Annotated in this window: 12 protein-coding genes; 11 read left to right on the top strand and 1 reads right to left on the bottom strand. The window is 58.0% G+C overall.

The genetic code is table 11. The features are described from left to right. Window positions 1–19: 19 nt before the first annotated feature. Window positions 20–1021 carry an NAD-dependent epimerase/dehydratase family protein gene (locus HMPREF2527_RS04425; protein ID WP_070506666.1) on the bottom strand — a complete coding sequence of 334 codons (1002 nt, stop codon included), beginning with the start codon at window positions 1019–1021 and terminating at the stop codon, window positions 20–22. A 429-nt stretch (window positions 1022–1450) separates the two neighbouring features. On the opposite strand from HMPREF2527_RS04425, the gene HMPREF2527_RS04420 reads away from it, so the two are divergent. The 11 genes from HMPREF2527_RS04420 (at window position 1451) to HMPREF2527_RS04370 (ending at window position 13272) form a co-directional block, all read left to right on the top strand. Then, window positions 1451–3418, top strand: a complete 1968-nt coding sequence (locus HMPREF2527_RS04420; protein ID WP_070506663.1) for a glycosyltransferase family 2 protein — start codon at window positions 1451–1453, stop codon at window positions 3416–3418. After that, on the top strand, window positions 3418–5376 hold the full coding sequence (locus HMPREF2527_RS04415) for a polysaccharide biosynthesis protein (protein WP_070506661.1): 1959 nt from the start codon (window positions 3418–3420) through the stop codon (window positions 5374–5376). Before HMPREF2527_RS04420 ends, HMPREF2527_RS04415 begins: the two co-directional genes overlap by 1 nt. A gap of 253 nt (window positions 5377–5629) precedes the next feature. After that, window positions 5630–6916, top strand: coding sequence for an MraY family glycosyltransferase (locus HMPREF2527_RS04410; RefSeq protein WP_070506658.1), 1287 nt, complete (start codon window positions 5630–5632; stop codon window positions 6914–6916). Continuing rightward, window positions 6916–7482 (top strand): hypothetical protein, encoded by a 567-nt coding sequence (locus HMPREF2527_RS04405; protein WP_070506656.1) that lies wholly within the window; start codon window positions 6916–6918, stop codon window positions 7480–7482. The genes HMPREF2527_RS04410 and HMPREF2527_RS04405 overlap by 1 nt, the downstream gene beginning before the upstream one ends. A gap of 28 nt (window positions 7483–7510) precedes the next feature. Continuing rightward, the gene (locus HMPREF2527_RS04400) at window positions 7511–7771 is read left to right on the top strand and encodes a hypothetical protein (RefSeq protein WP_012903763.1); all 261 of its coding nucleotides are present in this window, start codon (window positions 7511–7513) and stop codon (window positions 7769–7771) included. A 111-nt stretch (window positions 7772–7882) separates the two neighbouring features. Continuing rightward, on the top strand, window positions 7883–8674 hold the full coding sequence (gene atpB / locus HMPREF2527_RS04395; protein WP_049347485.1) for a F0F1 ATP synthase subunit A: 792 nt from the start codon (window positions 7883–7885) through the stop codon (window positions 8672–8674). A 143-nt stretch (window positions 8675–8817) separates the two neighbouring features. Continuing rightward, window positions 8818–9021, top strand: coding sequence for an ATP synthase F0 subunit C (gene atpE / locus HMPREF2527_RS04390; RefSeq protein WP_005506461.1), 204 nt, complete (start codon window positions 8818–8820; stop codon window positions 9019–9021). Between the two features lie 51 nt (window positions 9022–9072). After that, the gene (locus tag HMPREF2527_RS04385; protein ID WP_005506460.1) at window positions 9073–9630 is read left to right on the top strand and encodes a F0F1 ATP synthase subunit B; all 558 of its coding nucleotides are present in this window, start codon (window positions 9073–9075) and stop codon (window positions 9628–9630) included. After that, window positions 9630–10442, top strand: a complete 813-nt coding sequence (locus tag HMPREF2527_RS04380; protein ID WP_070506653.1) for a F0F1 ATP synthase subunit delta — start codon at window positions 9630–9632, stop codon at window positions 10440–10442. Before HMPREF2527_RS04385 ends, HMPREF2527_RS04380 begins: the two co-directional genes overlap by 1 nt. A 187-nt stretch (window positions 10443–10629) precedes the next feature. After that, entirely contained in the window at window positions 10630–12255 is a 1626-nt protein-coding gene (atpA, locus tag HMPREF2527_RS04375) for a F0F1 ATP synthase subunit alpha (protein WP_070506650.1), read from the top strand. 75 nt (window positions 12256–12330) lie between these two features. Further along, window positions 12331–13272 carry a F0F1 ATP synthase subunit gamma gene (locus HMPREF2527_RS04370; protein WP_070506648.1) on the top strand — a complete coding sequence of 314 codons (942 nt, stop codon included), beginning with the start codon at window positions 12331–12333 and terminating at the stop codon, window positions 13270–13272. Window positions 13273–13312: the final 40 nt, after the last annotated feature.

Genomic DNA, 13312 nt, shown 5'->3' with positions numbered 1-13312 from the left:
GCTCGAATCAGGTGTCTGCTTAGTTCTTCTCGAAGCGGCGGTCCTTCTTCTTACCCAGCGCGGTGTGGGCGTTGCGCAGTACTTCACGCACGCGCGGGGTGGGCAACAGGTTGTTGTCACGTGCCCAGGAGTCGTCGATGCCCTGGCCGAACCACATGACCTCGACCTTGCGCACGGAACCTGCGAACTTGTCATTCATCAGCTCGGAGACGGTGTAGCCCGCCTTGACGGCCGCCCGGCAGAGCCACTCGGGCAGGCGGTACGGGTGGCGGCGACCAGCATCCACGGATGCGGAGGCAACGGTTGCGCCTTCCCAGGGCTGCAGCACGATGGTGGGTAGCTCGCCGGAGAAGGTGCCGAGCATGACTACGAATTCTGCGAGGGCGTGCACGCTGGAGACCGGGGACTTGCCGGTGCCTGCACCCGCAACGGACGCGAAGGGGGAGGAGGCCATCTTGGCGAAGAGTTCGGTGGTGCGTCGGCCTCGGCCCTGCACGCTGGTTGCGCGAAGGATGCACAGTTCGGGTGCGCAGTCGGGGTGCTCTTCGAGGAAGTAGTCCTGCAGATCGAGCAGCGCTTCTTCACCGAGTGCCTTGGAGAAGGAATAGGCGCTGAACGGGTTGGTCTCTTCGGAATCATCCAGCACGAGGCGCGGGCCCTGTACGGCCGCGGAGGAGAGGTGGATGACGCGGCGTACGCCGGTGCGCTGCGCGGCGATGGCGATCACGGCGGGAAGCAGGGCGTTTGCGCCGACGAGCGGAGGTAGATCCTGCATGTTGGGTGCTGCGAGGCCTGCTGCGTTGACGACGACCTGCGCGCCGGCGAAGGCTTCTGCGAGGGAGTCGATGATGCCTTCAAGCTGGTCTGCTTCGTCGATGATGCTGTCTACGTCGAGGGCGCGGGTTGCGAGTCGAGGTGCCTCAATGGGGTCGACGCTGATACCTTCTGCGTTTAGACGCGCGACGATGGAGGAACCAACGAAGCCGCTGGCGCCAATGACTTTCCACTTGGATTCGGACATCTCTTTTACCTCTCACGAGCCCGCGTACGTTGCGGGGAAAAATGGGGTCATTTCAACTTTCCCATATTTGAACAGTTTATGGGGAATTTGTGGGGTTTTATTCGGTCTCTGGTCGTTTTTTCGCACGGGGTGCACAGCGCAAACACAGGCTGTGAAGCTGGTAGCTTGATGGATACCCAAAACTGGGTGTGCCGGTACGTCCGCTATGCGGATAAATCAACTGAATTCGGTTGTTTATTTGTCATAAAGTGCGCCTTTTGGGGTGATGGTTCACTCTCTAGTGGAGACCGCAGGTAGAATATTTTCTTTGAGTGATATATCCACACGGTTGAATACCGCGGGCGCGAGAAACACCACAAGCGCCCAGTTCGGTATGGGTATATCGCGTATCGGCTGATTCAGGCGCATCGCGCCGTGGAGGGAGAACTTATGGCAGAAAAGTACAGCGACGTGACCGCTTTTGCCCAGCCTTCTTCCGATCAGTCTTCATCTTGCGATTCTTTGAACGAGTACCCCCGCACGGTTGCCGTGGTGGTGACCTATAACCGCGAGGACCTGCTACCGAAGACCCTGGCTGGTATCGCTTCGGGTGAGCGCGTGCCTACGGCGGTGGTGATTGTTGATAACGCCTCCACGGATGGCACCGCCGAGTATCTGCGCACCCTGGACTATGAGCTGCCGGTGGATTGCATCCGCCTGGAGAAGAACATGGGTGGTGCTGGCGGCTTTGCGGTGGGCATTGACCGTGCCCTGGAACGCCACAACCCGGACCTGGTGTGGGTTATGGATGATGACACCGAGCCAACCGAGAATACCCTGTCGGAGGCGGTTGCCGCCTGGCTGAACTATTCGCCGGTGCCTTCGCAGCGCCCCGCGGTGGTGGCATCTCGTGTGGTGTGGACGAACGGCGAGGACCACCCGATGAACACTCCGCGCACGATGTTTGCGGCGGGTCAGCAGCGTCATGCTCGTGCGCAGGCTGTGGGTGCCCGCCCGATTCGTAGCGCCTCGTTCGTGTCGATTCTGATGGATGCGCAGGCTATTCGCCGTAATGGTGGTTTGCCGATTGCTGAGTTCTTTATTTGGAATGATGACTTCGAGTTTTCGACTCGTCTGATTCATCACCGTGACGGCATTGCGGTGCCTTCTTCGGTGGCTAAGCACCACACGAAGACTTTTGGTACAACGAACGCTGACCCGGGGCCGCGTTTCTATAACGATGTGCGCAATAAGCTGTGGGTCTTTACCCGTTCGCGTACCCTGAACCCGCTGGAGAAGCTGCTCTACGGTGGCTCGTCGGCGCGCCTGTGGATTTCTACTGTTCTGCGTACTGATGACCGCCGAACCTACCTGGGGTATTTCCTCAATGGTGTGCGTGATGGTTTGCGTGCGCCTCGCCCGAATGCTCAGGTGCTTGAGGGCATTTACCCGCTGACTTTCCCCGGCCGCTACGGCGTGCCTGCATCCGTTGAAAGTCACGCTGATTCTGAGAAGGCGCGCGGTTGCGTGAGCTCCGTACCCGATTTTTCGGTGCTGATGAGCGTGTACGCGAAGGAGAACCCCTCCTATCTGGATCAGGCGTTGGAGTCGAATCTGCTGAACCAGACGGTGCGTCCTTCCGAGCTGGTTTTGGTGAAGGATGGTCCGCTGACCCCCGAGCTGGATGCCGTGGTGGACCGCTGGGTTCAACGCGCCGAGAATCTGGATTGCCCGCCGATTCAGGTGGTGGATCTGGCTCAGAATGTTGGTTTGGCGGAGGCGCTGAACGCCGGTCTGCAGGCGTGTTTGTATGAGCTGGTTGCTCGTGCTGATTCTGATGATCTGTCTGAGCCGACTCGTTTTGCGCGTCTGATTCCTGCCCTGGTGCAGGGCGGCTACACGGTGCTGGGCTCTGCCATGCTTGAGGTGAATGAGAGCAATACTTCGGTGGAGTCGACCCGCGAGGCGATTGTTGATTCTGCGCGTCTGCTCAGCGCGATGGATTCGCGTAACCCGATTTATCACCCGTCCGTGGCGTTCGTGAAGAGTGCCGTGCAGCAGCTGGGCGGTTACGAGTTCGTGCCCGGCGCTGAGGATTGGTGGCTGTGGATGCGTCTGCGCGATGCCGGCTATCGTCTGGGTAATATCCCTGAGGCTCTGGTGCGTTACCGCGTGGGTGCGGGCGCGTACACGAAGCGCGGGGGAGTGGACGCCTGGTTGCAGGATGTGGCGATTCAGCGTCGACTGTACACCGGTCACGGTATTTCTAAGCTTCAGTGGGCTCAGAATATGGCGGTGCGGAGTGTGTACCGTTTTGTTCCTGAGCAGGCGCGCCGTTCGGCGTTTCGTGCGTTGTCGTCTTTGACGGCTCGTGCTTCTTCTCGTTCTTCTGGTACCGCATCTGAAGGAGGCATGTAGTGGCTCAGTTGAAACCTCACGCTCATGTGGTGATGCAGAAGGCAGCTCAGCGCGGCACGATGGTGACGGAGGGTGACTCTGGCACGATGCTGGTGAACCGCCTGTATGAGCGTAAGCCGTGGTGGCTGATTGCGCAGGCGCTGATTGATTCGAGTGCCTGGGTTCTGGCGGTTTTGTTTGCGTACATGCTCCGCTATAGTGTGCTGCTCAGTAACGGTTCGGTGTTCGATATTATTCACCCGGCGTCGTTGACGATGACCGCTACGTTGGCTGTGGTTCTGCACCTGGTCATTGGTCTGGCGGGCGTGAAGATTTATAACGGCGTGTATTCGTACGGTTCGTTTGACGAGTCGTGGCGTGCCGGCGCGGCTGCTTTGAGCGCGGGTGCGGCGTTGACTGCTTTCTCCTTTGTGGATGAGCTGTTGGGTCTGCCGCATATTCCGCATAGTGTGCCTGCGATTGCGGCGGCATTTAGCCTGATTATGATGGCGGGCGCCCGCATGGCGAAGCGCGTCTACACTGAGCGCGGTGCTGTGCGTGAGTTGACCGGTGAGCCGGTGATTGTGTACGGTGCTGGCTTTATCGGCGGCATGGTCATGGATTCGATGCTGCACGATGAGGATGCGAAGCTTCGCCCGGTTGCGGTCTTCGATGATGACCAGCTGAAGGCTGGTACGAAGTTCCACGGCATTTCGGTGATTACGACTTACCGCGAGCTGGAGCAGGTGATTCGTGAGTCGGGTACCCGTAAGATTCTGGTGACGATTTCGGATATGTCGGAGGATTACTTCGAGTCCTTCTGCAACCGCATGCGTAAGCTTAAGGTTGAGGTTCAGCGTATTAGTAGCGCGAATGCTCGACTGATGGGTGAGCGTCTGATTACCGCGAGCGATAACGACCTGATGCGCGTGATTCGTGGTGAGATTAACTACGATATTGACCGCGATATTCTGCGTTCGTACCTGCACGGTAAGCGTGTGCTGGTTACGGGTGCGGGCGGTTCGATTGGTTCTGAGCTGTGCCGTCAGATTAGCGAGTTTGAGCCGGAGACCCTCATGATGCTTGATCATGATGAGACTCTGCTGATGGAGACGAAGGTTTCGATTACTCACGAGTCGAGCCTGGACGATGACCGCATTATTCTGGCTGATATTCGTGAGGGCGATAATCTGCTGGAGATTTTCCGTGAGCGTCGCCCCGAGGTGGTGTTCCACGCTGCGGCGTTGAAGCATGTGTCGGCGCTGGAGGCGTACCCGCAGGAGGCGTGGAAGACGAACTCCTTGGGCACTCTGAACGTGCTGCGTGCCGCGGAGGCGGTGGGCGTGAAGACCTTCGTGAATGTTTCGACCGATAAGGCGGCGGATCCGAAGACTGCGCTGGGCCAGTCCAAGCGCGTGGCGGAGCGTCTGACCGCGTACTTTGGCGAGAAGACCGGCAACACCTACGTGTCGGTTCGTTTCGGTAACGTGTTTGGTTCGCGCGGTTCGATTAAGCCGCTCTTTACGAAGCAGATTCTTTCGGGTGGTCCGATTACCCTGACGGATAAGCGTGCGACCCGTTACTTCATGCTGATTACCGATGCCTGCCTGCTGGTGATGCTTGCCGGTGCAATTGGTCGCCCGGGCGAGGTCATGGTGCTGGATATGGGCCAGCCAGTCAAGATCCTGGATGTTGCGAAGGCGATGCGCCAGGCGTATGAGCGGTATGACGTGGAGATCAAGGAGATTGGTCTTCGCAAGGGTGAGAAGCTGGATGAGACTCTCTTCGGCGGTACCGAGAAGCTGGTGCCGAGCGAGGAGAACCGGTATATTTCCCGGTCGAGTGCCCCGGCACTTGACCCTGATGAGCTCGATTATAAGCTGTGGATTCAGAACTATCGGGAGCACAGCGGCTATGAGCGTCATGGCCTGGAGCGTGCCCCTGATCCGCGTACTTTGGCGGATGCACAGACGTTCTAATCTTTACGGAAATGACACCGGATGCTGCACTTGCGTGGCGGGTGCGGTATCCGGTGTTTTCTCTTTCTCGGGTGTAGAACATTTCAGGACGCAGAATATGCAGAACGTATGGAGAGAATCTGTAACGTTTAGTCCCGGGCTACTGAAGAGTTCTATAGAATACGAAGTAAACACACACTACGCACACATCGTCCTTTAGCTGCGATTCTGGAGTTTGCGTCCAGGGGAGCGGCGCCAATGCTTTGGAGCTGGTATGACCTCCTTTTCTGAGCTGTTGAGTATTTTTGCTCTTGCTTTTGTTTTGGGTGCCCTTTTGCCGTTTGCGGTGCGCCCGATTTTGCACCGCTACAACATGGTGGATGTTCCTAATGAGCGTTCTTCGCATACTGCTCCGACCTACCGCGGTATGGGTTTGGCGACTGCGGCTGCGACCTTTGTGGCGTTTGTGGCGGCTACCCTGTTCGGCTGGACATACCGTTCTGCTGAGTCTTTGCAACTGGCGGTGACGATTGCCGCGGCGATTCTGTGTGCTCTTGCCCTGGGCTGGCTGGAGGATATTCGCGGCGTGAGCATTGTGCGTCGTGCGGGCCTGCAGCTGGTGATTGGTGTGCTGGTGAGCGTGAGCTTTGCGACGGTACAGGGCACGAATATTCTGCTGCTGATCCTTGGCGCGATTTTTATTGCCGGCTACATTAACGTGGCGAATTTTATGGACGGTATTAACGGCATTTCTGGTGCTCACGGTCTGGTGGCTGGTTTGGCGTATGCGCTGACCGGTTGGATGGTGAACCTGCCGTGGCTGGCTTTGGCTGGTGTGGCTGTTGCCGGTGCTTTTGCGGCGTTCCTGCCGTGGAATGTGCGCCCGGGTAAGAACGTGTTTTTGGGCGATGCGGGTTCTTATGTTTTGGGCGCGGCGCTGGGCACGTTGGCTGTGGGTGCGTGGTTTGCGGATGTTCCGTTCCTGCTGGCTTTCGCTCCGCTGATGACTTATCTGGCGGACGCGGGTACGACTCTGTTCCGTCGTTTTATGGCGGGGGAGCAGTGGTATAAGCCTCACCGCACGCACACCTATCAGCGTCTGACGGACGTTGGTTTCAGCCACCTTGGCTCGACCGCCGTGGTGACCGGTACGACCATTCTGGTGTGGGTGCTGTTGGCGTTTGCCTCTGATTTGTTTGCTTCGGGTGCCGTGCTGGCGGCTGTTGGCGTGGTGCTGGTGGCTCTTGCCGTGCTCGCCGTGTACCTGCGCATGCCGCAGCTCTTTGGCGGCGAGGCACCTACCTCCACGATTGACCTGTCGAAGCGCTTTGCTTCTGCACCTAAGGAGAAGAAGACTATTTCGGAGCCTGCTACCGGCTCTTTGACCTCGGCAACTGGCGTTCCAGCGACTCCCGAGAACGTGGAGCCGACCTCGTTGCATCCGGAGCCGATCATGCCGGATTCCGTGAAGGATCGTGCGGGTCGTCCTTCTTCTGCTTCCTCTTCTTCGCCGCAGCCTAATTCGACTCAGTCTAATCAGAATCGTGGGGAGAAACACTAATGGCTTCTGAGCAGCCTAAATCTCAGGCCCCCGCAGAGCCTCTCTGGAGGCGCGTGGTGGACGTTCTGTGGTATCCGCCGGCGGAGCGCAAGAAGCAGCAGAAACGCCGCCGAGAGCGTGCTCAAGCAGGTTTAAAGGCCTCTTCTTTCGAGAGTCAAGAGCTTTCCTGGAAATTTTTGTTCTACAGGGTATCGGCTTACTCTCTGCTGGCTTGGTTGGGCGGTATGATGAGTGCGTACCTGTTTGCGGGCCCCGTGGGCGCGCTAGGAATAACATTGGGCTTTCTGATAATCTATATATGCTTCACTCTGGGCGTATTAGTTATGTTGGTTGCTCCCATTTTCGACTGGGGTGTACCCAAATCGCTGGTGGTGAGCTACCTCGTGAAGATTGCCCTACTCGGTCTGGTATTGATGTTTGTGCCATTCCCCCAGAATCTGAGGCACGGTTGGACTCTCGCAGGCGCATGTACCGGCGTGATTCTGTGGATTGTTATTGAAACAGTCAGCATCGCACGACTGAGAATTCTATACTTCGACACCGATCTGGAAGACCATGGTCGGTAACGCGATTGGTGTTTGAAAGGAAATACGTTTGGCCGAAGAGAAGAAGTGGTGGGACGGAGATAAAAAGCTCCGCACTACCGGAGAATTGGTGTCTGACGGAGGGCTCTCCGGTGCAGTCATGTCGATTCTCTATCTGATCATCGGTATAGCAGTGTGGGGCGGCATCGGTTACCTCGGTGACCTGGTCTTCTCCACCACCTGGCTGGTGTGGGTTGGTGTCTTGATTGGCGCTATCGGAGGTTTGACCCTCGTCTTTACCCATATGACCAGGCAGAATAAAGACCGCTAGGTCATTGAACGCGGACCGCTAGGTCACACATTCATCCATGTAGTTAGCATGTCAGTCGTTTATAGGCAGACATGGGCTCTTGAAGCCACTAGTAGCAAGAAAGGACTTGCTTTGATCGAGAACGGGTTGATCCTCGCGGAAGCCTATGTGCCGCCGACCCCCGAAGACATGCATCTGCCACCCTTCTTCACCATTGGTGATTTCGCTTTCGGTAAGCAGAACGTACTGATTCTGCTGTCCGTGGTGATTATCGCGGTCTTCTTCCTCACCGCAGCACGTAAGCGCGCCATGGTTCCCGGCAAGACTCAGTTCATCGCTGAGTCCGGCTACATGTTTGCTCGTAACTCCCTCGGTAAGGAAACCCTGGGCGTACAGCACTACAAGCCGTTCGTGCCGATTCTGTTCGCCTCCTTCTTCTTCGTTCTGGTGAACAACCTCTACGGTTCGATTCCGTTTGTTCAGTTGCCCACCTTCTCGCACCCCGGTAGCGCCTACGCACTGGCTGGCGTAGCGTACCTGACCTGGGTTGGCGTTGGTATCAAGCGCAAGGGCCTGGGCGGCTTCTTCAAGGACATCACCATGCCCTCGGGTCTGCCGGTGTGGATTTACCCCATCCTGATCCCGATCGAGTTCTTCTCGAACCTGCTGATTCGTCCCGCAACTCACGCGCTACGTCTCTTCGCGACCATGTTCGGTGGTCACCTGGCGCTGATGGTTGCATCCAGCATGGTGACCTACATGGTTGAGACTCTGGGTGGTATCGGCTACCTGGCTGCTATTGCTCCCGGTGCTCTGGGCCTGTTCCTGTACTTCCTGGAATTCATGATTCAGTGCATCCAGGCTTATGTGTTCGCTCTGCTGCTGGCTGTGTACCTGCAGGGCTCGGTTTCCGAGGGACACTAAACTCTCTAGTTTTTTAGGTTTTCGCGTTCGTCATTGGGCGTGAATAAAGCAACCCACACGTTCACTGTGCGGGCTATTAACTCAAATCAAACTCTGTTCGGTCCGGGTATGTTCCCGGTCGAACACTGTTGAAAGGAAAAATAATGGTTGGTTCCATCACTGCGGTTGGCTACGGTCTGGCAGCTATTGGCGGCGGCATCGGCGTGGGTCTGATCTTCGCGGCATACATGACCAGCGTTGCTCGTCAGCCCGAGTCCCAGAAGACCCTGCAGCCCATGCTGTTCCTGGGCTTCGCACTGGTCGAGGCACTGGCAATTCTGGGCCTGGTTCTCGTCTTCATCAAGTAACCGGCTCTGCCACATCCTAAACGACCCATCCCATAGAACAGGATTCCCTCCATGATTTATCTGGCAAGCGACGGGGGAGCGGAGGCAACTTCGAACCCCCTGATTCCCGACGTCGGGGAAATTGTCATTACCCTCATCGGATTCCTGATCCTCTACTACATCGTTGCTAAGTACGTTGTCCCGGCGTTCGAGAAGATCTACCAGGACCGTAAGGAAGCAATCGAAGGTGGCCTTGCCAAGGCCGAGAAGGCACAGGCAGAGGCTGCAGCGGCTCGCGATGAGTACACCCAGCAGCTCGAAAGCGCTCGACTGGAGGCTCAGAAGATTCGTGAAGAGGCACGCGCAGAGGGCGAGGCAATCATTGCCGATGCTCGCGAGCGTGCAACCGCTGAGGCTCAGCGCATTAGCGATAATGCAGCAAAGGCTATCGAGGCAGAGCGTGCGGCAGCAGCAGTGTCCCTCCGTTCCGAGGTTGGCACTCTTGCTACGACCCTTGCCGGCAAGATTGTGGGCGAAGCCCTCAACGATGATGAGCGATCGGCCCGTGTGGTAGATCGTTTTCTTGCTGACCTTGAAACCGAGAAGCAGAACGCAGGTGCGGCTCGGTAATGGCAGGAGTATCTACTGAATCACTGAGCAAGGTGGAAGAGGTGCTGGAAGCTCACGCTTCCCTGCAGCCCCTGAACCTGGCGAGCGAGCTTTTCGCTGTGGTTGATGTTCTCGACCACAACGGCACCCTGCGCCGTGCTGTCACCGATTCTTCGCGTGATGCAGCAGCACGTCAGGGTATCGCTAACACCGTCTTCGACGGTAAGATCTCTTCGCAGGCTATGGCTGTTCTCACCAATGCGGTGGCTCAGCGCTGGTCTGATGACGCAGATCTGGCGGACGCCCTGGAGCGTGCAGCAGTGCTCGCCGTGACCGCATCGGCTCAGTCTCGCGGTGGCGTGGACGCCCTGGACGAGGTTCTCAACGAACTACTCACCTTTGTGCGTACCGTTGATTCCAACGCTCAGGCGCAGGAAGCGCTGTCCGACCATCAGGCAAGCAAAGAAGCAAAGAAGAAGCTCGCCGTGGCGCTCGGTGGCCCCGCCACCACCGCCGAAGGTGTGCTTCTGCTCGAACGAGTTGGCTCCAACCCCCGCGGCCGTCACGCTGCACGGGTAGCCGATGAGTTCGCAGAAATCATCGTCACGCGACAGAACCGTTACATTGCGCGAGTAACTAGCGCGATTGCGCTGTCGCAGGCACAGCTTGAACGTCTCGGTCGCGCGCTCAACGCCGTGTACGGCCGTGAGCTGAAGCTCGACGTTTCGGTGGACCCCGCCGTTCTGGGCGGTCTGCGTGTTCAGGTGGGCGACGAGGTGATCGACGGTACCGTCGAGACCCGCATGTCCGACCTGGCTCGTTCCATCGGCTAGCGGCTCAAGCTAGCGACGCTGAACCGTTCGTCGCAACGGTGATTTAGAAGATACCTCGGGTTGCGGGTGCGTGGCAGATGCCTCCTTCGCAGAAGCAGTGGCATTGCCCGCCCGTTCAACCCGAATTGCAAGTTTCGGTTGGTTCCGTTGACGGAACGCAACCACAATGAGAGAGCAGGGACACAAGATGGCCGAACTGACCATCAATGCCGACGATGTCCGTAATGCGCTGAACGAGTTTGCAGCGTCTTACGAACCCGGCAATGCAGAACGTGTTGAGGTGGGTCGAGTTGTATCGGCCTCCGACGGTATCGCTCGTGTCGAGGGCCTTCCCTCGGTTATGGCGAATGAGCTGCTTCGTTTCGAAGACGGCACCCTCGGCCTCGCACAGAACCTGGATACCCGCAATATTGGTGTGATCGTCCTGGGTGACTTCACCGGTATTGAAGAGGGCCAGGTCGTACACCGCACCGGTGAGGTCCTCTCGGTGCCCGTTGGCGACGCGTACCTCGGTCGCGTTGTTGACCCCCTGGGTAACCCGATCGATGACCTGGGCCCCATTGAGGCTGAAGGTCGCCGCGCACTGGAGCTGCAGGCTCCCGGCGTGACCCAGCGTAAGTCGGTTCACGAGCCGCTGCAGACCGGTCTGAAGGCAATCGACTCGATGATTCCGATTGGTCGCGGTCAGCGTCAGCTGATCATTGGTGACCGCCAGACCGGTAAGACCGCTATTGCGATCGACACCATTCTGAACCAGAAGGACAACTGGGCTTCGGGTGACCCCAACAAGCAGGTTCGATGCATCTACGTGGCTGTTGGCCAGAAGGCATCCACCATTGCAGCTGTCCGCCACACCCTTGAGACTCGCGGCGCGCTGGAGTACACCACCATCGTGGCATCTCCCGCATCCGACGCAGCAGGCTTCAAGTACCTGGCACCCTACACCGGTTCGGCTATCGGCCAGCACTGGATGTACGGTGGCAAGCACGTCCTCATCATCTTCGACGACCTGTCGAAGCAGGCAGAAGCATACCGCGCTGTGTCCCTGCTGCTGCGCCGCCCGCCGGGACGTGAAGCATACCCCGGTGACGTCTTCTACCTGCACTCCCGCCTGCTGGAGCGTTGCGCTAAGCTCTCTGACGACCTGGGCGCAGGCTCGATGACCGGCTTCCCGATCATTGAGACCAAGGCAAACGACGTTTCCGCCTTCATTCCGACCAACGTCATCTCCATTACTGACGGCCAGATCTTCCTGCAGTCCGACCTGTTCAACGCTAACCAGCGTCCGGCAGTCGACGTCGGTATCTCCGTCTCCCGTGTTGGTGGTGCCGCACAGACCAAGGCTATGAAGAAGGTCTCCGGTACCCTGAAGCTGGAGCTGGCACAGTACCGTGCAATGGAAGCGTTCGCAATGTTCGCATCCGACCTGGACGACGCTACCAAGGCACAGCTGACCCGCGGTTCTCGCCTGACCGAGCTGCTGCGTCAGCCGCAGTACACCCCGTACGCAGTTGAAGAGCAGGTTGTCTCCATTTGGGCTGGTACCTCCGGTCACCTCGACGACATTGAGGTTTCCGACGTGCTGCGCTTCGAGGAAGGCTTCATCGAGTACCTGCGTCACAAGACCTCGGTACTGACCGATATCGCTTCCTCCGGCAAGCTTGAGGATGACACCGTTGCAGCTCTGAAGTCCGCAGTTACTGACTTCAAGCAGGGTTTCAAGTCTGAGGGCAGCAGCCACCTCGTCGACGCAGGTCACGAGGAGCACAAGGCAGCTCGCGATAGCGACATCACTCAGGAAACCATCGGTTAGCGATTAGTCCTCGCCTTCTCCCCGCCTCAGCTATGAGGCTGGGGCGGGGCAGAAAGCAAGGAGAAAGGAAGCTCTATGGGAGCCCAGATTAGGGTTTACCGACAGAAGATTGCTTCGACGTCGTCTATGAAGAAGATCTTCAAGGCGATGGAGATGATCGCGACCTCCCGCATTAACAAGGCTCGTAACGCTGCTCAGGCAGCCGGCCCTTACGCGAACGCTCTGACCCGCGTGGTGACTGCGGTTGCAACTCAGCACGGTATTAAGCACCCGCTGATTCACAAGCCGAACGAGTCCGAAGCCTACGAACACCGCCGCTCCGCAATCCTGGTTGTTACCAGTGACCGCGGTCTGGCAGGTTCGTACTCCTCCGCTATCCTGCGTCGTACCGAATCTCTGATTGAGAGGCTGCGCTCTAACGGCCAGGAGGTACAGCTGTACCTGGTTGGTCGTAAGGCAAAGGCTTACTTCGAGTTCCGTGAGCGCCCCTACGCCCGTGCGTGGGAGGGCCACACCGATGCACCTCGCGTCGAAACCGCCGTCGAGATTCGTGACGCGCTGCTCGAAGCCTACGACCTGCCCTTCGAAGAGGGCGGCGTGGACGAACTGCACATCGTATACACCGAGTTCAAGTCGATGGTTGTTCAGGAACCCAAGATTCTGCGCCTGCTGCCCATCCACGTGGGTGATGCAAAGGCTATGGGCGAGGAAATCGTTCCCGACCAGGAACTGACCAAGGCTGAGTACGAGCAGGCGGCATCCTTCGAGTTCGAGCCCTCCGCTGAGGAAGTGCTCAACGCGCTGTTGCCGCGCTACATTGCATCGCGTATCTTCTCCTGCCTCCTGCAGGCAGCAGCAAGTGAGCTGGCATCCCGCCAGCGCGCAATGAAGACCGCAGGTGACAACGCTGAGACGCTGATTACCAAGTACACCCGTTTGATGAACAACGCACGTCAGGCGGAAATTACTCAGGAGCTCTCCGAAATCGTGGGCGGCGCAGACGCCCTCGGCTCCTAGTACTTGTACGCCAACGAAGCCATCAACTGTCCAAACTTTC

This window comes from Rothia sp. HMSC071B01, from assembly GCF_001808945.1.
GTDB lineage: Bacteria > Actinomycetota > Actinomycetes > Actinomycetales > Micrococcaceae > Rothia.
The sequence above is the reverse complement of the archived record's forward strand: the minus strand, read 5'-3'. Positions and strand labels throughout refer to the sequence as shown.

Coding starts and splice junctions, on each gene's coding strand:
- atpE (WP_005506461.1), top strand. CDS start 8,818: ATGGTTGGTTCCATCACTGCGGTTGGCTACGGTCTGGCAGCTATTGGC.
- atpA (WP_070506650.1), top strand. CDS start 10,630: ATGGCCGAACTGACCATCAATGCCGACGATGTCCGTAATGCGCTGAAC.
- HMPREF2527_RS04385 (WP_005506460.1), top strand. CDS start 9,073: ATGATTTATCTGGCAAGCGACGGGGGAGCGGAGGCAACTTCGAACCCC.
- HMPREF2527_RS04405 (WP_070506656.1), top strand. CDS start 6,916: ATGGCTTCTGAGCAGCCTAAATCTCAGGCCCCCGCAGAGCCTCTCTGG.
- HMPREF2527_RS04410 (WP_070506658.1), top strand. CDS start 5,630: ATGACCTCCTTTTCTGAGCTGTTGAGTATTTTTGCTCTTGCTTTTGTT.
- HMPREF2527_RS04420 (WP_070506663.1), top strand. CDS start 1,451: ATGGCAGAAAAGTACAGCGACGTGACCGCTTTTGCCCAGCCTTCTTCC.
- HMPREF2527_RS04425 (WP_070506666.1), bottom strand. CDS start 1,021: ATGTCCGAATCCAAGTGGAAAGTCATTGGCGCCAGCGGCTTCGTTGGT.
- HMPREF2527_RS04370 (WP_070506648.1), top strand. CDS start 12,331: ATGGGAGCCCAGATTAGGGTTTACCGACAGAAGATTGCTTCGACGTCG.
- HMPREF2527_RS04380 (WP_070506653.1), top strand. CDS start 9,630: ATGGCAGGAGTATCTACTGAATCACTGAGCAAGGTGGAAGAGGTGCTG.